We start from the raw sequence: 20,995 nt of genomic DNA on the forward strand, positions 1-20,995 counted from the left end.
GGCACCACCAAGCGCAGAGGCGCACCGTTCTGATTCGGTAACTCGCGGCCATACATACCAACCGCCAGAATCGCCAGTGGATTCATCGCCTCATCCAACCGCAAGCCTTCTACATAAGGCCAATCGATCAGGGCAAACCCTGAACGCTGGCCAGGCATGCTCTTGGGATCCTGCAAGGTTTCAAAACGGATGTATTTGGCCTTGGACGTTGGCTCGACCTGCTTGAGCAGCGCCGAGATTGGAAAACCGATCCACGGAATGACCATCGACCACGCCTCGACACAGCGCAAGCGATAGATGCGCTCTTCCAATTGGTACGGCTTCATGAAGTCTTCCAGCGCATAGCGCCCTGGCTTACCCACCTCCCCGTCGACCACCACACTCCATGGTTCGGTTTTCAGCGAGCCCGCATTCGCCGCCGGGTCGCCCTTGTCGGTACCGAACTCATAAAAGTTGTTGTAGTGAGTGGCGTCTTTATAAGGCGTGATCGCCTCATCCTTGACGTTGACCGCTCCCCATTTAGTAGAAGGCAGCTTCTCAGTGAACCATGCAGGTGCCTTGCCCGGCTCGACATCGGCATACCGCGCCGCATCGTCGGCATTGGCCCAGCGCGGCAGGCTGCTGACGGCGATACCGGCAGCAGTGCCCCCCAATAATTGGCGGCGAGAAAGATAAATAGCTTCAGGCGTGACATCCGACTCGTGGCAGTCGGACGCTTTGGGGACTTTGATCAACATGGCAACTCCGCAGCTTTGGAGGACAGATGCACCCATAGACTGCGGAGTATGCGGGAAATTACATCACTCGGCTTTTTTGTGCCGACGAAGATGCAATAAGTACTGCACCGGGCCGGAAGCGGCGTAGGCAAGGAACACCAACAGCAGAATGCGCGGTGGATCGCTAAACACCACGGCAAACACCAGCACTACCGCAAGAATCGCCACAAACGGTACGCGCCCCTTCAAGTCCAGCTCTTTAAAGCTGTTGTACTTGATGTTGCTGACCATCAGCATGCCGGCAGCCGCCACCATCAACGCGACCAGGAACGACATCTTCGAACCCTGGATCCCGTAATCACTGAATGCCCAGACAATCCCCGCCACCACACCGGCCGCTGCCGGACTGGCCAGACCGATGAAGTAACGTTTATCCGCCGTGCCAACCTGCGTATTGAAACGCGCCAGACGCAACGCCGCGCCTGCTACATAGATGAAGGCAACCATCCAGCCGACCTTGCCCATGTCGCCCAACGCCCAACCGAATGCCAGCAACGCCGGTGCAACACCGAACGCGACCATATCCGACAGCGAGTCGTACTCGGCGCCAAAGGCACTTTGCGTATTGGTCATGCGCGCGACACGACCGTCGAGGCCGTCGAGCACCATGGCGACGAAAATCGCGATCGCGGCGAACGCGAAATACTTGCTAGCGTTCGCCGAATCACCGGCACTCAACGCAGCCTGGGCGCTCATCGAGTTGATGATGGAGTAAAACCCTGCGAACAGGTTTGCAGTGGTGAACAGGTTCGGCAGCAGATAGATACCACGATGCCGGACTTTACGACCTTCTGCGTCGTGCCCTTCTTCGATGTGTTCATCGATGGGCAACAGGCTTTCGGCGTCAGAAGCCTTGTTCGGCTCTTCGGGACGTTCGCTCATGGACATTACCTTGCAACGGTTTGAAGAAAATTCGACAGATGCTTGAGGACGACAGTTCGGCCACAAACGCTGCAGCTTTATACCAGAACCACCGCCTCAAACGAAAAAACGCGGCCGAGGCCGCGTTTTTTCATACAAGAGACAACGACTTAGTTTTTGGCTTTGTCGACGATCTTGTTGGCACCGATCCACGGCATCATGGAGCGCAGTTGCTCGCCGATGACTTCGATACCGTGAGCGGCGTTGTTACGACGCTTGGCGGTCATCGAAGGGTAGCCGGTTGCGCCTTCGCTGATGAACATTTTGGCGTATTCGCCGTCCTGAATACGTTTCAGGGCGTTGCGCATGGCCTGACGGGATTCGGCGTTGATCACTTCCGGACCGGTCACGTACTCGCCGTACTCAGCGTTGTTGGAGATCGAGTAGTTCATGTTGGCGATACCGCCTTCGTACATGAGGTCAACGATCAGCTTCAGTTCGTGCAGGCACTCGAAGTAGGCCATTTCCGGCGCGTAGCCAGCTTCAACCAGGGTTTCGAAACCGGCTTTTACCAGTTCAACGGTACCGCCGCACAGAACGGCTTGTTCGCCGAACAGGTCGGTTTCGGTCTCGTCCTTAAAGGTGGTTTCGATGATGCCGGTACGACCGCCACCAACGCCAGCGGCGTAGGACAGCGCAACGTTTTTGGCGTTGCCCGAGGCGTCCTGGTAGATAGCGATCAGGTCAGGGATACCGCCGCCCTTCACGAACTCGGAACGTACGGTGTGACCCGGAGCTTTCGGCGCGATCATGATCACGTCGAGGTCGGCACGCGGAACAACCTGGTTGTAGTGGATCGCGAAGCCGTGGGAGAAGGCCAGGGTGGCGCCTTTCTTGATGTTCGGCTCGATTTCGTTTTTGTACAGCGAGGACTGGAACTCGTCCGGGGTCAGGATCATGACCAGGTCGGCGGCAGCAACAGCGGAAGCAACGTCGGTCACTTTCAGGCCGTGAGCTTCAGCTTTGGCAACAGTGGCCGAACCTTTACGCAGACCAACGGTAACGTCGACACCGGAGTCTTTCAGGTTGCACGCTTGGGCGTGGCCCTGGGAACCGTAACCGATGATGGCAACTTTCTTGCCCTGGATGATCGACAGGTCGCAGTCTTTATCGTAGAAAACTTTCATGAATTTCCCCTTTATATCCAGGCCGTTCAGGCCATTCGCTAATTTGGTTTAGATGCTGAGTACTTTGTCGCCGCGGGCAATGCCGGTCACGCCGCTACGGACGGTTTCCAGAATCGATGCGGTGCCGATGGACTGAATGAAGCTGTCGAGCTTGTCGCTGGTACCGGTCAATTGAACGGTATACACGCTGGCGCTGACGTCGACGATCTGTCCACGGTAAATATCGGTGGTGCGTTTGATCTCGGCGCGCTGGGCGCCAGTGGCCTTGACCTTGACCAGCATCAGTTCGCGCTCGATGTGAGCGCTTTCCGACAGGTCCACCAGCTTGACCACTTCGATCAGCTTGTTCAGGTTTTTGGTGATCTGCTCGATGACTTCATCGTGGCCCACAGTGGTCAGCGTCAGACGCGACAGGGTCGGGTCTTCGGTCGGGGCCACGGTCAGGCTTTCGATGTTGTAGTTGCGCTGCGAGAACAGGCCGACTACGCGAGACAAAGCGCCGGGTTCGTTTTCCAGAAGCAAGGAAATAATGTGCCGCATGATTAAGTACGCTCCGTCTTGCTCAGCCACATATCGCGCATCGAGCCGTCTTTGATCTGCATCGGATAGACGTGCTCGCTGGTGTCGACCGAAATATCGATCACGACCAGGCGATCCTTCATGGCGAACGCTTCTGCCATCTTCGACTTCAAATCTTTCGATTCGGTGATGCGTACGCCAACGTGGCCGTAGGCTTCAGCCAGCTTGACGAAGTCAGGCAGCGATTCCATGTAGGAGTGTGAGTGGCGGCTGCCGTAGCTCATGTCCTGCCACTGACGAACCATCCCCAGAACACCGTTGTTGAGGATGACGATTTTCACTGGCAAGCCATACTGCAGGCAGGTCGACAGTTCCTGGATGTTCATCTGGATACTGCCTTCACCGGTGACGCAGGCAACGTCGTCATCCGGGAAGCTCAACTTGATGCCCATGGCCGCCGGAAAACCGAAGCCCATGGTGCCCAGACCACCGGAGTTGATCCAGCGATTCGGCTTGTTGAACGTGTAGTACTGCGCAGCGAACATCTGGTGCTGACCCACGTCGGAAGTGATGAAGGCATCGCCCTTGGTCACTTCGCAGAGGGTTTCGATCACGGTCTGCGGCTTGATCAGGCTGCCGTCGCCCTTTTCATAAGGGAACAGGCCGCGATCACCGCGCCATTCATCCACCTGCTTCCACCAACTGGCCACGGACTCCTTGTTCGGGGTCTCGCCGATTTCCTTGAGAATCGCGACCATTTCGGTCAGAACACTCTCAACCGGACCAACAATTGGCACGTCGGCCTTGATGGTCTTGGAAATCGAAGCCGGGTCGATGTCGATGTGAATGATCTTGGCGTTCGGGCAGAACTTCGCTGCGCCATTGATCACGCGATCGTCGAAGCGTGCGCCGACAGCCAGGATCACGTCAGCATGGTGCATCGCCAGGTTGGCGGTGTAACTGCCGTGCATGCCGAGCATGCCGATGAACTGACGATCAGTCCCCGGGAAACCACCCAGGCCCATCAAGGTGTTGGTCACTGGCAGGTTGAGCATTTTCGCCAGTTCGGTCAGCGGTGCGGAACCGTTGCCGAGAATTACGCCGCCACCGGAGTACATGACCGGACGCTTGGCCGCCAGGAGCATTTCTGCTGCCTTGCGGATTTGCCCGGAGTGACCACGAACGGCCGGGCTGTAGGAACGCAGCTTGGCTTTCTTTGGGAAGATGTATTCGAACTTCTCGGCCGGGTTGGTCATGTCTTTCGGGATATCGACCACGACCGGCCCCGGACGACCGGATTGCGCCAGGTAGAAGGCCTTCTTCATGACTTCCGGGATTTCCGAGGCGTGCTTGATCATGAAGCTGTGCTTCACGATCGGCCGGGAGATACCGATCATGTCGGTTTCCTGGAACGCGTCGGTGCCGACCATGGTGCTTGGCACCTGACCGGAAATGATCACCATTGGAATCGAGTCCATATAGGCGGTCGCGATACCGGTAATGGCGTTTGTGGCGCCAGGACCGGACGTCACCAATACCACGCCGGCTTTACCGGTGGCACGGGCATAACCGTCAGCCATATGGGTTGCCGCTTGTTCGTGACGAACCAGAATGTGAGTCACTTCCGGTTCTTTGAACAGGGCATCGTAAACATGCAGGAGAGCACCACCCGGGTACCCGTAGATATATTTGACGCCTTCGTCACGCAAGAAGCGGACGAGCATCTCACCGCCAGATAAAAGCTCCACGTTGTTCACCTCTAAAACGCCAGAATACCGTCCACAAAAAAGGGGCGGGTCTTAATAGGTTTACTTCTCGGCAGAGCATGAGCGACGGTGGTCGCCGACTACGTCAGCACTGACTGAGCAAGTATTGGGATCGTCCCAAGTGTTGCGGGCCTTTCCCACCCAGCGCGAGGTAACGCGTTGCGGGTGTAACAGGTCGGCGCGGATGTGCGCCTCATGATCTACCGAGTGGGTCTGCTTCTGGCAGTCCCTCTACAGCGGACTTTGGATTCTTCTGTTTCGCCCTCTCCAAGTCAAGTCGTCTGTGTGGTTAATTGTGGGTAAGCACATGAGAACGCAAGAAAAAACCTGAAAACCGCTACTCTGTTAGTGTCAATTGCGCAATTTTGCCAAGGAATCAGCATGCGAACGCTCCTCCTTACTCTGCTGATCGGCCTCAGCCCATGGTGCATGGCCGCTCAAATCTACAAATGGGTCGATGCCCAGGGGGTCACGCACTTCGATGCGCAGCCGCCACCGGGTCAGCAGTCGACAACCTTGCAGACGCCCTCCTCGCCCCCACCGAAACCGGCGGCAATGCCGGGCAGCGGTGTATTGGGCGATCAGAAGGCGATTGATGACAGGGTGAAGAAACAGGTGGCCGACCAACAGGCGCAGCTCAAACAGTTTTGCGAGCAAGCACGCACGAACCTTGCGCAATTGCAGAACAATCCGCGTTTGAGGGAAGAGGTGGAGGGACAGATGCGACGGCTGGATGATGCGCAGCGTCAGGAACGCATTGTCGAGGCTCAGAAACAGATAGCCGAGAATTGCCAATAGGCATCTGCAGGACTGTAGGAGCTGTCGAGTGAAATGAGGCTGCGATCTTTTGACTTTAAAGATCAATAGATCGCAGCCTTCGGCAGCTCCTACACAGAATCGGTATTAGCGCGAGGCAGTGATCAGCAGGTCAAACTCTTTAAGCAGCACCTGAAGCTGCCGATCCTTGCCACCCAGGTTGCGCTGGGCGAAGACCATTTCAGCCATTTCCTGAATCCCCGAGGCATTCGGCAATGGCAGATCCTCCTCAAGGATGTATTTCATCTTCGGCAGGAAGATCCATTGCAGCCACTGCTCGAAATCCAGCGTATCGACCGAAAACGGCTCGACACTGCTCAACGCTTCCGCCGACGGCGGAACCTCGTCCCACCAGCCTTGAGTGCGCAGTTCACGCTCGATCAGCAACAGCTGATCGGCGATTTTCGGGAAACGGGCATCCATCACAGCGAAACCTTGGCCTTCTGACGGGCCTGAGCGGCGCCCGCTGAATCGCCTTGTTTCTCACGGGACTGAGCGATGACTTCCCACAGGTTGGCCTGCAGGTCCGGACGACCGTTGGCCATGGTCAGCGCACGACGGGCGAACTGCTCGGCTTGCGGCGCATCACCTTGGGCCATGCGCACTTGCGCCAAGCGATAAAGCACTTGCGGCTCACGCGGGGCAACTCGCTGAGCACGCTCCAGGCTGGAGGACGCACCGTTGAGGTCGCCGCCGGCCTGTTGCTGCTGCGCTGTGGTCAGCAAGGCGAGCACCGGACCATCCAGTTGCTCGTCGGCGGAAAGTCCACCGCCACTGCTGGCCGAAGGAATTCCGCTCGGCGTCGAAGGCATGTTGTAAGTGCCCGAGTTGATCGGCGCCGATTCAACTGCTGATGGGTTGTACGGCCCAGGCGTGATACCACCGGACGCCGGACCCGGCACGATTGGCGAGGAGCTGATCGGCGCAGAAGTCGTCGCGCCGCCACCCGGCACCATCACCACCACGCCAGTGTCACCTTGCGGAATCGCCTGGGTCTGGCCCTGTGCTGGACGCTTCACCGTCGTTTGACGGAAGCCGCCATTGGCCGAAATACGTTCGCTGTTGGACACCGCAGTACCGGAGTCAACCACTGGAATCGAACCACGCTGTACGGTAGAGCAGCCGCTGAGCAAAGCCACGGCGGTCACCGCTGGAATCAACCACTTGTTCACTTGAAACCCTCTTTGCTTAATTCATCCAGCCCTTGACCCAATCCATCACCGACTCGCCGGAGGCAGGCGTTTCGCCCGCACACGCGGCACCGGGTGGCGGTTCGCTGCCGCGAATATACGGCATCTGCACCGCCCCCGGACAGTTGGCATCGGAACCCTGCCCGGTACGCGAATCGACCCAAGCCTGTACAACATTGTCCGGCTGCGGCATGTCCAGCGGTAGCGGATCGGCCTTGCGCATGAAACTGGTCCAGACCTGCAACGCACCGGTGGCCCCGGTGAACGGCGTCTTGCCGTTGTCATCGCGCCCCAACCAGACCACCGCCAGCAGATCCTGACTGAAGCCGGCGAACCAGCTGTCCCGGGAATCGTTACTGGTACCGGTCTTGCCCGCCAGCGTCAAAGTCTTGGGCAGCACGTTATAAACCGAGCTGCCGGTACCTTCACGCATCACGCGCTGCATGGCGTTCTGGATCAGATAGATGGACGCCGGATCGAAACGCTGCTCGATCTGGAACGGATAACGCTTGAGCGGTTCGCCCTCGGCGGTCAGCACACTGCGAATGCCGCGCATCGGCGTATTGAAACCACCGTTGGCCAGCGTCTGGTACATGGTCGCGACTTCGATCGGGGTCATGCCACCGGCGCCAAGCAACATCGACGGGAATGCCGGGAACTCACGCGTTACGCCCAGACGACCCAAGGTCTTGAGTACGTTAGGTACGCCCACTTCCAGGCCCAGACGCGAGGTCGACAGGTTGTAGGAATGCGCCAGGCCTTGATAGAGGAACACGGTGCCGTGGGAGCGACGGTCGTAGTTCTGCGGTTTCCACACCTGACCGTTCGCGCCTTTGACCGACAACGGATCATCAGACAGCCAACTGGTCAGGGTGTACTGGCTCGGCTTTTCCAGCGCAGTCAGATAAACCGCAGGCTTGATCAACGAGCCGATCGGTCGCACGGCATCCAGTGCGCGGTTGAAACCGGCATAACTGGCCTGACGACTGCCGATCATTGCCTGGACCTCGCCGGTTTCCGGATTGGTCACGACCATCGCCGCTTCGACATCGTCGGAGCCCTTGCGCCCGGACAGACGTTTAAAGGTGTCGTTTACCGAGGCCTCGGCTTTCATCTGCAGGATCGGGTCGAAGCTGGTGAAGATGCGCAGACCTTCTTCGGTCAAGTCTTCGTCGCGATAGTCTTCACGCAACTGGCGTTTGACCAGATCGATAAAGCCCGGGAACGAGCTGTCGGCGAGCTTGCCGCGAGTAGTCACGCCCAGCGGCATTTTCTTCGCCGCTTCAACCTGTTCGGCCGTCGCCACGCCTTGCTGCTCAAGCACGTCGAGCACCAGGTTACGCCGCTCCAGCGCGCGCTCAGGATTGCGACGCGGGTTGTAGTAGGACGGACCTTTGACCATGCCGACCAGCATCGCCACCTGATGCAGCTTCAGCTCGGACAATGGCTGGCCAAAGAAGAACTGGCTGGCCAGACCGAAGCCGTGCACCGCGCGCTGACCATCCTGCCCGACGAAGACTTCGTTGAGGTAGGCCTCAAGGATTTCCTTTTTGTCGTAATGCAGCTCCAGCAGCATCGCCATCATCGCTTCGGTGAGCTTGCGGGTCAGGCTGCGTTCATTGGTCAGGTAGAAGTTTTTCACCAACTGCTGGGTCAGCGTACTGCCGCCCTGCGTCATCTTGCCGCCCGAGGTGTTGACCCAGATAGCCCGGGCAATCGACTTCGGCGACACGCCCCAGTGGCTATAGAAGTCGCGATCTTCGACAGCGATCAGAGTTTCGAGCAGATACGGCGGCACTTGATCGAGCTTGATCAGAATGCGGTCTTCAAGATTCTTCGGATAAATACCGCCGATCATCAGCGGTTCGAGGCGCACCACAGACAATTTCGATCCGTTGGTCGCCGACAGCTCAGCCACATAATCGCCAGAGAAACGCACGCGCACCGGCTGCGGTTTCTCCAAGCCTTCATAGAACTGGAAGCCACGGGTATTCAGATCGACGGTGTTGCCGCTAACGGCTGCCGCGCCGGGACCATTGCTCACGGCTTCGCGGCGATAACCGAGGGCATCGAGTTCGGTAAGGAAGTCGTCCTTGCTGAGCTTTTGTCCGACGAACAGCTCGAGCGGCCGCGCGTAAACCTTGGCCGGGATGGTCCAGCGCTTGCCGGAGAACTTCTCCTGCACCACGGCATCGAGGTAAACGGCGAAGCCAGCCAGCACGACAAGGCCGACCAGACTGAGTTTAATGGCCCAGCTCAACCATGGGCTAAGGCCCTTGGAGGGTGGTTTTTTCTTGGTACGGGGGGATCGAGTTCGAGTCATGGCGGCGGATTATACGCACTTTATTCATCCTCAACAGGAGCGCTCCGAGGTTTGCGTCGGGCTGGCGAGCGGCCATAATGGCGGCCTCGAATTTCCCCCAGTCTCTGAAGGATCGCCCGTGAGCCAGTCTCTGATCGCTGCCCTGCAAAACCCGGCCCTCTACCCGCACCCTGTCGAAGGGTTTCAGGTCATCGAAACCCATATCTCGTGGGTGATCCTCACCGGTCCCTTCGCTTATAAAATGAAGAAGCCGGTTAATTTCGGCTTCCTCGACTTCACTGGCCTCGAATCGCGCGCGCATTTCTGTGCGGAAGAGCTGCGTTTGAACCAGCGCCTGACCGATGATTTGTATCTGGAAGTGTTGCCAGTCACCGGCAGCCTTGAAGCACCGCAACTGGGCGGCGACGGTCCGGCCATCGAATACGTACTGAAAATGCGTCAATTCCCGCAGAGCGGTTTGCTCAGCACCTTGCAAGCCAACGGTGAGCTGACGACTCGACACATCGACGAGATGGCAGAGCAGATCGCACGCTTCCACCTCACCGCGCCAAAGGTCCCGGCCGAACACGACGCCGGCACCCCGGACAGCGTGATGGCGCCGGTCTCGCAAAACTTCGAACAGATCCTGCCGTTTCTCAGCGACAAAAACGATCTGCTGCAACTCGATGCACTGAAAGCCTGGGCCGAAAGCAGCTTCGAACGTCTCAAGCCACTGTTCGCTCAGCGCAAGACCGAGGGTTTCACCCGTGAATGCCACGGCGATATCCACTTGGGCAACGCCACGGTCATCGACGGCAAAGTGGTGATCTTCGACTGCATCGAGTTCAACGAACCGTTCCGCTTCACTGACGTCTGGGCCGACACCGGTTTCCTCGCGATGGACCTGGAAGACCGTGGTCTGAAATCCCTGGCGCGCCGCTTCATCAGCCAGTATCTGGAACTGACTGGCGACTATCAGGGCCTGGAAGTGCTGAACTTCTATAAAGCCTACCGTGCACTGGTGCGCGCCAAGGTTGCCCTGTTCAGCATGCCGGCTGACGCGACCCCGGTGCAGCGCGCCACCACCCTGCGCCAGTACCGCAACTACGCCAACCTGGCCGAAAGCTACAGCACCATTCCTTCGCGCTTCATGGCGATTACCCACGGCGTTTCCGCTGTCGGCAAGAGCCACGTGGCCATGCGTCTGGTCGAAGCGCTGGGCGCAATTCGCCTGCGTTCCGATGTCGAGCGCAAGCGTCTGTTCGGTGAGCAAACCGTTGCCAACGACGTGCAGGCCGGTATCTATAGTGCCGACGCCAGCGCCGCCACTTACGCGCGTCTGCATGAAATCGCTGAAGTGATCCTGCACGCTGGTTTCCCGGTGGTCATTGACGCGACTTACCTCAAACGCGAACAACGCGACAACGCGGCAAAGATCGCCGAAGCCACCGGCACGCCATTCCTCATCCTCGATTGCAACGCGCCACAAGCGGTGATCGAAAGCTGGCTGGCGATCCGTCAGGCCGACCAAAAGGATCCGTCCGACGCCACCCTGGCGGTGATCGAAGCGCAGCAGGCCAATCGCGAAGCGCTGACGCCGGAAGAAATCCTGCGCAGCAAACGCGTACAGACCAATGAGTCCGGCACGCTGGACACCGTGGTCGCGCAGATTCGTCAGCGCCTGCCAGGCCTGTAAGAAACTATTTCGGCCGTGAAGCCCTCGCTTGCTTCACGGCCGTCAAATAGTGGCACTATACTGGCGTCATAAAACCAACGGTGATATGACATGAGCCAGCCGAAACTTCTCGACACCCCGCTATATGCCTTGCTGCACAAAGACGACATCACAGGTTTCAACAAAGAGCGCCCACAAGATGGCCCGATCGACATGGTCGGCGGCGATTTCCGTGGTCTTGATTTGCGTGAACTGAATGCCGATGGCGTGGATTTCAGGGACGCGTATTTCCGTTCTGCCGATCTGCGAGGCATCGATTTCCGCAATGCGTCGCTGGAAGGCGCGAGCCTGGCTCACGCGCAGATTTCCGGGGCTTACTTCCCGCCGGAACTGAGCGCTGACGAGATTCTGATGTCGATGAATTTCGGCACGCGCCTGCGCTATCGCACCCGCTGATAGTTGCCTCCCCTCTGACACGACGCCCACCCTGTAGGAGTGAGCCTGCTCGCGATAGCGGTCTAACATTCAACACATGTGTGCCTGCCAGTCCGCTATCGCGAGCAGGCTCACTCCTACATTGATATGTGTTTTTTCCCCTTCTTTCTGCGTTCGCAGGCCTTTCAAGCGCCCTTTCTTAGAAGCGTTTGCGTTGAATCCGACCAAACAATCACGCTTTTCCTACTGATGGCTACACTCCTGAGAAGCTCGCCCACGCACCATTCGGCCGTCGCAAGGAGGCTTGATGAATGATGAACTGCAACACCTGAAGAATCTTGGCAAGACGTCGGCGCAATGGCTGCATGCCGTGGGCATCCACAGCGCCTCGGACTTGCGTCGCCTGGGCGCCGTGGACGCCTACCGGGCCGTGCGTACCCGCGGGTTTCGCGCATCGAAGGTGTTGCTGTATGCGATCGAAGGCGCGCTGATGGATGTGCACTGGAACGACATCCCCGCTGAACGCAAGGACGCCCTCAACAAGCAACTCGAAGCCATTTCCTCGCGCCACAAGAACTGAACGGGCATTGACCGTCATGTATTTACTGGGGGAACAATCGGCCTGCGCCGATGCCTTGATCAACCGTTTGCAGAGCTTGCCCGCACTGTGGCTGCGCGATTTGGCGCCTTGCGGGCCGATGCTGGAACTGGAGGCGGCGGATGATTTGCTGACGCAGTTACCCGCCGATCAGCTATTCATGCTGAATGAAGGGATGATCAACGGCTGTATCGGCGCCCGTCCGCTGTTTTATTGGCAGGACGGCGATTTGATCGGCCTTCAGCAAGGTGAGGACTGGGCTGATTGCCGTTTGTGCAGTGACGGGGCGTTGCGCTTGACGCCCTATTGGCGCCGTGAGGTTTTCCAGCATGTGTATGCCGACGCTCATCGGACAGACCAGTTTCTAGAGTATCTGCTGGGGCAGATGGCGATCCTCGCCCATGCCGTCGCGGAACTGAAACCGCGTGAGTTTCGCAGCACCAATGGCTTCAAACGGGTCGAGGCGGGTGAAATCCTGATTAACCAAGGGGACGCGGCTGATCACGTGTTCGTGATCATCGACGGGCATGCCGAAGCGTTTGTCGACGGGCATAAGGTGGGAGATGTGGCCAAAGACGAGATTTTCGGTGCCATGGCCGTGTTTACCGGCGAGCCACGCAATGCCACGGTGATAGCACGAGAACCGAGCACGGTGATGCTGATTCCCGGTGATCATTTTTTGAGCATGACCCGCACCAATCCAAAGATCGCCCACAGCCTGATCGAGAGCATGGCACGGCGGATCGGCCAGTTGAATCGGCAGATCACGCAAATGACACCGACTGAAGGTCAACGCTAAAAGTCTTTGTTTGCGGGGCGTACCGACCATTTTCCGGACGATTTCAAAGAAACGGAAAAACAGTTGTTGACTCGCTAATGAGAATCGCTATGATTATCACAACTGGTCGCGAGATCAGTCGATATTCTGAAAAGCCCTTGGTTCGGACTCTCAGATTATCTCCTCATCAGGCTAATCACGGTTATTTGACCCGGTTTTTACCGGGTCTTTTTTTGCCTGTGGAAAAGTCATTTGCCGAACTGTTTACGCATCTGCTCGCAGTAATCCTGTTTTGGCGTGGCCGGCGTGTACCAAACGTAATCGGCCATCGCAGCCGTTACCTCGGAGCCATGCTCCGCCAACAGCAACACGGTGGGTGCCTGGGCGGCGCCCAGATCAACAACATGCAACGGCACGCCGACGTCCTTGCGCGCATGCCACGCACCGGCCAGCAGGACTGAAGGTGAAGGAGCCGCCAGCAGACGCTCGGCCATACGCCGATCACGTTGTTGCTGAACGGCGAGCATCGCCGGCATCTGTGATTCGGGCAGCAGGCCACAATGGGAATCGCTGATCTGTTCCAGCAAAACAGCTTTCACGGATGCTGTATTGCTGCTCTCCCCGTTAAGCACAGGCGGATCACGATAGAAGGTGCGGATTTCAGCGCTGTTCAAATCCGCCGCCAGCAGTGGATACGGCTGAGTCAGCGCGAAGCGGACAATGGGTCCATAGAGATTCCAGTCCCAGCCGTCCTTCCAGGCCAATGCGGCAGGGAAGTCCGCGGGCGGCGTTGCAGCCTGGCGCACTTGATCAATGCGAGGCTGCTGATCCGGCGTGAGCATTTCCAGTAAAAGACTGCCCTGCGGCCGCTGCTCACCGAGCGAGCGCAACAGCCACAATTGCGCGGCGTGATGATCGGCGTTGTCATGCTGTTCACCGATAATCAGCCGTTCAGACTCGACAAGACGCGTCAGCAACTGCTGTGCCGTCAGCACCTGACCGTTGCGCAGGTCGCGAATCTCGCCACTGATCGGCGGTGGCGCCGCAACATGCTGACACCCCGCAAGTAACATCACCGCCAACAACCACAACCCACGCATGCCATCACCTCAAGGATCCTGTCAGCGGGCGATGATCAGCGGATGCCCGCGCTCCGGGTGCGGCTGCACCAACACTTCGAGACCGAATACGGCCTGAAGCGTGTCCGGACGCAAAACCTGCTGCGGTGTATCCAGTACCACCGGACGCCCACCCTCCAGCAGCAGAATGCGATCACAATAACGCGCCGCCAGATTCAGATCATGCAGGATCACCAACACCGCCGCGCCACGATCGGCAAACTCGCGTACGGCCTGCAGTGTCGTATGTTGATGCAGCGGATCAAGCATCGAAGTCGGCTCATCCAGCAACAGTGTCTGCCCGGCCTGCCCCGGCCAAAGCTGCGCGAGCACCCGCGCCAGATGCACACGCTGACGCTCGCCCCCGGACAGCGCCAGATAACTGCGACCACTCAAGTGCCCGGCATCCGCTGCCGTCAATGCCTGTGCGATGATTTCGGCATCCCGCACCCGCCCGCTTTGCCAAGGCAAGCGGCCCATGCCGACCACTTCCTCAACGCGAAAAGCAAAATCCAGGGTCGACACCTGAGGCAACACCGCCAGTCGTTGCGCGCGCTGCGGGCCAGTCCAGTGGCTCAACGCTTGCCCGTCGAGCGAAACCCCGCCCGCGCTCGCTGCCAGCTCACCGCACAAGGCACCGAGTAACGTACTTTTGCCAGCACCGTTCGGCCCAAGCACACCGAGCACTTCACCCGGTTCGACCTGCAACGAGACATCGCTGAGCACAGCCTTGCGACCCCGAAGGATGTGCAGATTCTGCGCACGCAACATCAGGCACGCCCTCGCAGCAGCAAATAGAGAAAGAACGGCGCACCGATAAACGCGGTGACGATGCCGATCGGCAACTCTGCCGGCGCCAGCGCCAGCCGCGCGACCAGATCAGCCAACAGCAACAGGCTCGCCCCCGCCAGCACTGAGGCCGGCAGCAACACTTTGTGATCCGGTCCCGCCAGCAAGCGCACCAGATGCGGCACCACCAGCCCGACAAAACCGATCATCCCGGCTGCCGCCACTGCTGCGCCAACCCCCAGCGCCGTGCAAAACACCAATTCACGCTTGAGCCGCTCGACATCAATGCCCAAATGACCAGCCTCGGATTCCCCGAGCAGCAAGGCATTCAGCGCTTTGGCGCGACGTGGCAACCACAACGCCACGCCGGCGCTGATGATCAGCAATGGCCACAGCCGCGCGTAACTAGCGCCGTTGAGACTGCCGAGATTCCAGAACGTCAGCGTGCGCAAGGTCGCGTCATCCGCCAGATAAGTGAACAGCCCCACCGCCGAACCGGCCAGCGCCGTCAGTGCGATGCCCGCCAGCAACATGGTCGCGACGTTGGTCTGGCCATTACGGCGACCCAGTCGATACACCAGCGCCGTCACGCCGAGGCCGCCGAGAAACGCGCAGACCGACAGCAGATACGGCCCGAACCATTCCGGCAGGCCGCCAAAAAAAGCACCGCCGACAATCGCAATCGCTGCGCCCAATGCCGCGCCGCTGGAAACACCGACCAGTCCCGGATCGGCCAGCGGATTACGAAACAAGCCCTGCATCGCCACGCCGGACAACGCCAGCACACCGCCCACTGCCAGTCCCAGCAGCGTTCGCGGCAGACGAATCTGCCCAAGGATCAGTTCAGCCTGCTCCAGTCCGTCCGGTGCCAACGGCACACCAAGCATGCGTAGCGCAGCACGCAAAGTGTCGAACAACGGCAGACTGACGGGCCCGAGTGCCAACGATAGCCAGATCGCCAATAAACACAGGAGCGTCAGGCCAATGAACAAGCCACGGGGTTTTACCAGTGTGGTCATTGGCCGCTCTTGGCCGGGTAGAAACCGTCAGTCAGGGTTTTCAGCGCTGCCGGCAAACGCGGCCCGAGCCCACCGACCAGCAGGGTCGGATCCAGCTCCAGCACACGCCCGGTCTTCGCGGCGCGACTTGAATTGAGAATAGGGTTTTCCTTGAACAGCGCCGCTTTCGCCGCCTCACCGGTCAATGCACGGTCGGCGAACACCAGCACTTCAGGATCGAGACTGGCGAGGGATTCCACGGAAAACGGCTTGTAACCCGTGTGCGTCGCCAGGTTATGTCCGCCCGACTGTTGCAGCAACCAGTCGGCGGCGGTGTCCTTGCCAGCAATCAATGGCTTGCCACCGGCATGTCCAAGCAACAGCAGCACACCCGGCGCTTTTTGTTTAGTCTGCACTTCAGTAACCCGAGCCTTCTGCGCATCGAGTTGCTGTTGATAACTTTGCAGCAGTTGCGCGGCCTGAGCCTGTGCGCCGAGCAATTGGGCCAAATGAGTAACGTTTTTCTCCAGCGTTGGCAGATCTGGCTGAGCCGAAAACAACGCCACCTGAACCCTGGCCGCTTTTACCTGCGACAGTACCGGTGGCGGGCCCATTTCTTCGGTGCCGATCAGGATATCCGGGCGCAAACTGAGAATGCCCTCAGCGGACAGACTGCGCTGATAACCAATACTCGGTAGCGCCTTCAACGACTCCGGATGCTGGCTGGTGGTGTCGACACCGATCAGTTTCGACTCGCCCCCCAACGCACTCACCCACTCCGACAGCGCACCGCCAGCACTGACCCAACGTTGCGGCAAATCGGCCGCTGCAGCCTGGTGGCTGACCAAAAGTCCGACACACAGCACGGCAACGCGGGTACTCAGGCGCATACACAGCTTCCTTGAATAAGGTTTTTTCCCGGGCATCCGGATGGCAGGCCAAGTATCCTCGACATCTGCCAGACGCCTACGGGTGAAGGCCGCCATTTGATAATTGTTTGCATTTAAACGTCAAGCTCGGACATATCCAGACACGAGCGGACACTAGAGGATAGCCATGAAGTTTCTCTGCGCGGGCGCCGATCTGGCCGAAGCGAAAAGTCGTGGTTTCGAGATCGACGGAAAAAAGCTGTTTGCCGTGCGTCGCAATGGTAAGGCCTATGTCTACCTCAATCGCTGCCCGCACCGGGGCGTGGGTCTGGAATGGCAACCCGACCGGTTTCTCGACCCGAGCAACAGCCTGATCCAGTGCGCCACCCACGGCGCACTGTTTCTGATCGAGGACGGTGAATGCGTCGCCGGCCCCTGCGCCGGGCAAGCACTCACCGCCATTCCTTGCCGGGAAGACGCGCAAGGGCTGTGGATCGATGTTTAACCGTTAAGCAGCACCTCGAGACGCCGGTCGATGACCATCTCTTCATAGTCCAGCCGCACGCCATACGCCAGCACCTCAACGCCACAAGCCACCGCTTCAAGAAGCGCATCGGCGTAGGCCGAATCGATTTCCCTCGCCGGTCGCACCGCGTCAATCCCGGTCAGATTGACGCAATACAACTGCACCGCCCGAATTCCGTCCCGCGCCAGATGCGCCAATTCACGCAAATGCTTGGCGCCGCGCTGGGTCACCGCATCGGGAAACGCCGCCACGGCAGTGCCGTCGAAACCGAGGGTGACGCTTTTCACTTCAACATAAGCCGGGCCGCTCGGGTATTCGAGGCGGAAGTCGATTCGGCTCTTTTCCTGCCCGTACGCGACTTCACGTTTCAATGCGGTAAAGCCGTTCAACTCGCTGATGACGCCGGCCTGCAGCGCCTCCTCGACCAAACCGTTGGCCCGTGCGGTATTCACGCAAAACAACCGACCCTGCGGGGTTTCACCAATTTCCCAAGTGCCCGGTAATTTACGTTTCGGGTCATTTGAGCGGCTGAACCAGACCTGCCCGCCTTCGACCTGACAGTTGAGCATCGAACCAGTGTTCGGGCAGTGAATGGTCAGCAACTCGCCGTCAACGGTTTCGATATCGGCGAGAAAACGCTTGTAACGACGGATCAGTCGCGCCTCTTCCAGAGCAGGATAAAAGCGCATCAGCCTTGCCAGCTCTTCAAGCCACGGGCAATACGCTCCACCGCTTCCTGTAGGCGAGGGAGGTTTTGCGTGTAGGCAAAACGCACATGGTGGCTGGCCTGATAGCGACCGAAATCCAGACCCGGGGTGAACGCTACATGTTCGGTTTCAAGGAAATGACGGCAGAACGCGAAGGCATCGCCGCCGAACTGGCTGATATCGGCGTAAAGATAGAACGCGCCTTCCGGCTCCACGGCGATGTTGAAACCCAACTCGCGCAACGCTGGCAGGAGGAAATCACGGCGGCGACCAAATTCGGTGCGGCGCTCTTCCAGAATGGCGATGGTGTCCGGTTCGAAACAGGCCAACGCCGCATACTGCGCCATGCTCGGCGCGCTGATGTAGAGGTTCTGCGCCAGTTTTTCCAGCTCGCTGACGGCAGCGTCCGGCGCCACCAGCCAGCCGAGACGCCAGCCGGTCATGCCGAAATATTTGGAGAAACTGTTCAATACAAAAGCGCTGTCGTCGACTTCCAGTACGCTGGCGGCATCGGTGCCGTAAGTCAAACCGTGGTAGATCTCGTCCACCACCAGATGTCCGTGCCTGGCCTTGATGGCGGTGGATAACCCGGCCAGTTCATCGCGGGTCAGGATGGTACCGGTCGGATTGGCTGGCGAAGCAACCAATGCACCGACGCTGTCGTGATCCCAATGACGCTCGACCAGATCCGGAGTCAACTGATAGCGCACGTCCGGCCCTACAGGAACAAGCTGCGCCGCACCTTCCACCAGGCGCAGAAAATGCCGGTTACACGGATAACCCGGATCCGCCAGCAGCCAGTGTTTACCTGGATCGACCAGCAAAGCGCTGGCCAGCAACAGCGCACCGGAACCACCCGGCGTGATCAGAATCCGCCGTGGATCGATGTTCAAGCCGTAGTGCGATTGATAAAAACCGGAAATCGCCTCGCGCAATTCAGGAATGCCGCGCGCAGCGGTGTAACGGGTCTTGCCCGCCGTTAAAGCGGCCTGCCCGGCACGGATGATCGGCTCGGCAGTAGTGAAGTCCGGCTCGCCGATTTCCAGGTGGATCACGTCGTGGCCTTCAGCCTGTAATTCATTGGCCCGCGCCAGCAGCGCCATCACATGGAACGGTTCGATCGCACGACTGCGCGCACTGTAGGGCTGAGCCATTGGTTTTCCTTCGGCAGGGAAAAAGAGACGATTCTACCCATCTGCCGGAACGAGCGAGAACCCGCAGCGGTCACAGCCTCAAGAACGCTGGACTGTAACGATATGAGCGTACGCTCCAGGATTGACTAAAATCAGTGATTGAACAGGTCTTCAGCACCACCAGACACGGCTTGCCAAACATTTGCAAGCGCCACCCGCCGGGGCCTCGACATCCGGGAGTAGCGCAGGCCGAATTGATCTGGTAAGTTCGCCCGCTTGCAGCCGCAGGGCCGGCAGGTGTCGGTGATGGAGCAATCCTGCGCAATGGATTACAAGAGTAGAGGCGGTCCATTTCATGCCCACCCAAGCAAAGCAACAGCAGCAAACGGCGATCAGTGGCTTCGAACCTTACGTTCAGGCCAAAGACGAAGAGTACATGGGCAAACCCATGCGCGCGCACTTCACCAAGATCCTGACCAAGTGGAAACTGGACTTGATGCAGGAAGTCGACCGAACTGTTGATCACATGAAGGACGAAGCGGCCAACTTTCCCGACCCGGCCGACCGTGCCAGTCAGGAAGAAGAGTTCGCCCTTGAACTGCGCGCCCGTGATCGCGAGCGCAAGCTGATCAAGAAGATCGACAAGACACTGCAACTGATCGAAGACGGCGAATACGGCTGGTGCGATTCGTGCGGCATCGAGATCGGCGTCAAGCGCCTTGAAGCCCGTCCTACCGCCGACATGTGCGTCGACTGCAAGAACCTGGCTGAGATCAAGGAAAAGCAGGTCGGCAAGTAACCTCGACCTGAACGAAAAACGGAGCGTGCGAACGCTCCGTTTTTGTTTCTGCCTTTTGCCTTTTGTAGGAGTGAGCCTGCTCGCGATAGCGGTGGGTCGGTCAATATCGGTGTTGAATGTCACACCGCTATCGCGAGCAGGCTCACTCCCACAGGTTGACCTGCGTATAGCCTGAAAAGTAGCTTCGTCTCCATGACTGCCAAAACATCCCCCGCCTACATCGGCCGCTTCGCCCCAACCCCCAGTGGCCACTTGCACTTCGGTTCGCTGGTTGCCGCCCTCGCCTCTTACCTCGACGCTCGCTCGGTCGGCGGTCGCTGGCTGGTGCGCATGGAAGATCTCGACCCACCCCGCGAAGAACCCGGCGCACAAGCGGCGATTCTCAAGGCGCTGGAAAGTTACGGCTTCGAGTGGGATGGCGACATGGTGCGCCAGAGCGATCGCCACGACGCCTACGCGGACGTGCTCAACAGCCTGTTCAATCACGGCTTGGCCTACGCCTGCACGTGCTCGCGCAAACAGCTCGAAGCGTATAACGGGATTTATCCGGGCCTGTGCCGCAATGCCGGCCACGATCAGCAAGACGCCGCTATCCGCCTGCGCGTACCCGAACTGGAATACCACTTTATCGACCGCGTGCAAGGCGAATACCGCCAGCATCTGGGTCGCGACGTCGGCGATTTCGTGATCCGTCGCCGTGACGGTCTCTACGCCTATCAACTGGCGGTGGTGCTCGACGATGCCTGGCAAGGTATCACCGACATCGTGCGTGGTGCCGACCTGCTCGACTCGACGCCGCGCCAACTCTATCTGCAAGAGTTGCTGGGGTTGCGCCAGCCGCGCTATCTGCACCTGCCGCTGATTACCCAACCGGACGGCAACAAACTCGGCAAGTCCTATCGCTCGCCGCCGCTGCAAGCCGATCAAGCGACACCGTTGTTGCTGCGCGCCCTGCGTGCTCTGGGGCAAAACCCTGGCGCCGAACTGGCCCACGCCTCACCGCAAGAATTACTCAAGTGGGGCAGCACACACTGGGATGCCACGAAGATCCCGCGCACACTGACCCTGCCCGAAGCGCAACTGCTATGACGACACTTGCAGTCGTGCGCCCATCCGTTACCATCGCCGCACGTTTTCGGGCACGCGCATAAAA

At 58.9% G+C, this 20,995-nt stretch carries 22 protein-coding genes (1 of these 22 only partly in view); 8 read left to right on the forward strand and 14 right to left on the reverse strand.

The window, feature by feature from the left end:
* The 5 genes from msrP to ACOYXH_RS20835 form a co-directional block, all read right to left on the reverse strand.
* Positions 1–737: the 5' portion of a protein-methionine-sulfoxide reductase catalytic subunit MsrP gene (gene msrP, locus ACOYXH_RS20815; protein ID WP_460066030.1), read on the reverse strand. The gene continues 277 nt to the left of window position 1, outside the view; only the first 737 of its 1,014 coding nucleotides appear in the window; it begins with the start codon at positions 735–737; its stop codon lies beyond the left edge, outside the window.
* 63 nt (positions 738–800) lie between these two features.
* Entirely contained in the window at positions 801–1,658 is an 858-nt protein-coding gene (pssA, locus tag ACOYXH_RS20820; RefSeq protein WP_016983477.1) for a CDP-diacylglycerol--serine O-phosphatidyltransferase, read from the reverse strand.
* Positions 1,659–1,807: 149 nt separating this feature from the next.
* The gene (ilvC, locus tag ACOYXH_RS20825; RefSeq protein ID WP_007909969.1) at positions 1,808–2,824 is read right to left on the reverse strand and encodes a ketol-acid reductoisomerase; all 1,017 of its coding nucleotides are present in this window, start codon (positions 2,822–2,824) and stop codon (positions 1,808–1,810) included.
* Between the two features lie 48 nt (positions 2,825–2,872).
* Positions 2,873–3,364 carry an acetolactate synthase small subunit gene (ilvN, locus tag ACOYXH_RS20830; protein WP_003176102.1) on the reverse strand — a complete coding sequence of 164 codons (492 nt, stop codon included), beginning with the start codon at positions 3,362–3,364 and terminating at the stop codon, positions 2,873–2,875.
* A gap of 2 nt (positions 3,365–3,366) precedes the next feature.
* Positions 3,367–5,091, reverse strand: a complete 1,725-nt coding sequence (locus tag ACOYXH_RS20835) for an acetolactate synthase 3 large subunit (RefSeq protein WP_093434972.1) — start codon at positions 5,089–5,091, stop codon at positions 3,367–3,369.
* A gap of 399 nt (positions 5,092–5,490) precedes the next feature.
* On the opposite strand from ACOYXH_RS20835, the gene ACOYXH_RS20840 reads away from it, so the two are divergent.
* Positions 5,491–5,907: a DUF4124 domain-containing protein gene (locus ACOYXH_RS20840; protein ID WP_095048652.1), complete on the forward strand. Its 417-nt coding sequence runs from the start codon at positions 5,491–5,493 to the stop codon at positions 5,905–5,907.
* Positions 5,908–6,012: 105 nt separating this feature from the next.
* Here the strand turns inward: ACOYXH_RS20840 and ACOYXH_RS20845 are convergent, their stop codons facing one another.
* Genes ACOYXH_RS20845 through mrcB form a run of 3 tightly spaced genes read right to left on the reverse strand, consistent with a single transcriptional unit; the run spans position 6,013 to position 9,438 of the window.
* Entirely contained in the window at positions 6,013–6,348 is a 336-nt protein-coding gene (locus ACOYXH_RS20845) for a YqcC family protein (protein WP_095048653.1), read from the reverse strand.
* Complete coding sequence (locus ACOYXH_RS20850) at positions 6,348–7,097, reverse strand: hypothetical protein (RefSeq protein ID WP_095048654.1); 750 nt, start codon at positions 7,095–7,097, stop codon at positions 6,348–6,350. The genes ACOYXH_RS20845 and ACOYXH_RS20850 overlap by 1 nt, the downstream gene beginning before the upstream one ends.
* Before the next feature lie 16 nt (positions 7,098–7,113).
* Positions 7,114–9,438: a penicillin-binding protein 1B gene (gene mrcB / locus ACOYXH_RS20855; RefSeq protein ID WP_095048655.1), complete on the reverse strand. Its 2,325-nt coding sequence runs from the start codon at positions 9,436–9,438 to the stop codon at positions 7,114–7,116.
* Positions 9,439–9,556: 118 nt separating this feature from the next.
* Here mrcB and ACOYXH_RS20860 point away from each other — a divergent pair, with 118 nt between their 5' ends.
* The 4 genes from ACOYXH_RS20860 (at position 9,557) to ACOYXH_RS20875 (ending at position 12,924) form a co-directional block, all read left to right on the forward strand.
* The gene (locus ACOYXH_RS20860) at positions 9,557–11,113 is read left to right on the forward strand and encodes a bifunctional aminoglycoside phosphotransferase/ATP-binding protein (protein WP_095125441.1); all 1,557 of its coding nucleotides are present in this window, start codon (positions 9,557–9,559) and stop codon (positions 11,111–11,113) included.
* A 90-nt stretch (positions 11,114–11,203) separates the two neighbouring features.
* The gene (locus ACOYXH_RS20865; RefSeq protein ID WP_007909940.1) at positions 11,204–11,548 is read left to right on the forward strand and encodes a pentapeptide repeat-containing protein; all 345 of its coding nucleotides are present in this window, start codon (positions 11,204–11,206) and stop codon (positions 11,546–11,548) included.
* 286 nt (positions 11,549–11,834) lie between these two features.
* Positions 11,835–12,107, forward strand: a complete 273-nt coding sequence (locus ACOYXH_RS20870; RefSeq protein ID WP_003228231.1) for a TfoX/Sxy family protein — start codon at positions 11,835–11,837, stop codon at positions 12,105–12,107.
* Positions 12,108–12,123: 16 nt separating this feature from the next.
* A complete protein-coding gene (locus tag ACOYXH_RS20875; RefSeq protein WP_095125442.1) occupies positions 12,124–12,924 on the forward strand; it encodes a Crp/Fnr family transcriptional regulator in 801 nt (266 codons plus the stop codon).
* 227 nt (positions 12,925–13,151) lie between these two features.
* Here the strand turns inward: ACOYXH_RS20875 and ACOYXH_RS20880 are convergent, their stop codons facing one another.
* From ACOYXH_RS20880 to ACOYXH_RS20895, 4 genes are read right to left on the reverse strand one after another with little or no spacing between them, the layout of a single operon-like run.
* Complete coding sequence (locus tag ACOYXH_RS20880) at positions 13,152–14,003, reverse strand: ChaN family lipoprotein (RefSeq protein ID WP_095125443.1); 852 nt, start codon at positions 14,001–14,003, stop codon at positions 13,152–13,154.
* Between the two features lie 21 nt (positions 14,004–14,024).
* Positions 14,025–14,792 (reverse strand): heme ABC transporter ATP-binding protein, encoded by a 768-nt coding sequence (locus tag ACOYXH_RS20885; RefSeq protein ID WP_258708825.1) that lies wholly within the window; start codon positions 14,790–14,792, stop codon positions 14,025–14,027.
* Positions 14,792–15,829, reverse strand: a complete 1,038-nt coding sequence (locus ACOYXH_RS20890) for a FecCD family ABC transporter permease (protein WP_095048660.1) — start codon at positions 15,827–15,829, stop codon at positions 14,792–14,794. Before ACOYXH_RS20890 ends, ACOYXH_RS20885 begins: the two co-directional genes overlap by 1 nt.
* Positions 15,826–16,698 (reverse strand): heme/hemin ABC transporter substrate-binding protein, encoded by an 873-nt coding sequence (locus ACOYXH_RS20895; RefSeq protein ID WP_460066037.1) that lies wholly within the window; start codon positions 16,696–16,698, stop codon positions 15,826–15,828. The genes ACOYXH_RS20890 and ACOYXH_RS20895 overlap by 4 nt, the downstream gene beginning before the upstream one ends.
* 166 nt (positions 16,699–16,864) lie before the next feature.
* On the opposite strand from ACOYXH_RS20895, the gene ACOYXH_RS20900 reads away from it, so the two are divergent.
* The gene (locus tag ACOYXH_RS20900; protein WP_095125445.1) at positions 16,865–17,182 is read left to right on the forward strand and encodes a Rieske (2Fe-2S) protein; all 318 of its coding nucleotides are present in this window, start codon (positions 16,865–16,867) and stop codon (positions 17,180–17,182) included.
* Here ACOYXH_RS20900 and sfsA read toward each other — a convergent pair.
* Both sfsA and ACOYXH_RS20910 read right to left on the reverse strand, forming a co-directional pair.
* The gene (sfsA, locus tag ACOYXH_RS20905) at positions 17,179–17,892 is read right to left on the reverse strand and encodes a DNA/RNA nuclease SfsA (RefSeq protein ID WP_460066039.1); all 714 of its coding nucleotides are present in this window, start codon (positions 17,890–17,892) and stop codon (positions 17,179–17,181) included. The two genes, ACOYXH_RS20900 and sfsA, sit on opposite strands and share 4 nt — an antisense overlap.
* Positions 17,892–19,064 (reverse strand): pyridoxal phosphate-dependent aminotransferase, encoded by a 1,173-nt coding sequence (locus tag ACOYXH_RS20910; protein WP_095048664.1) that lies wholly within the window; start codon positions 19,062–19,064, stop codon positions 17,892–17,894. Before ACOYXH_RS20910 ends, sfsA begins: the two co-directional genes overlap by 1 nt.
* Positions 19,065–19,398: 334 nt before the next feature.
* Between ACOYXH_RS20910 and dksA the strand changes: the two genes are divergently transcribed.
* Both dksA and gluQRS read left to right on the forward strand, forming a co-directional pair.
* A complete protein-coding gene (gene dksA / locus ACOYXH_RS20915; protein WP_007909922.1) occupies positions 19,399–19,842 on the forward strand; it encodes an RNA polymerase-binding protein DksA in 444 nt (147 codons plus the stop codon).
* 192 nt (positions 19,843–20,034) lie between these two features.
* The gene (gluQRS, locus tag ACOYXH_RS20920; protein ID WP_095048665.1) at positions 20,035–20,931 is read left to right on the forward strand and encodes a tRNA glutamyl-Q(34) synthetase GluQRS; all 897 of its coding nucleotides are present in this window, start codon (positions 20,035–20,037) and stop codon (positions 20,929–20,931) included.
* Positions 20,932–20,995: the final 64 nt, after the last annotated feature.

This window comes from Pseudomonas sp. Mb7, from assembly GCF_054790525.1.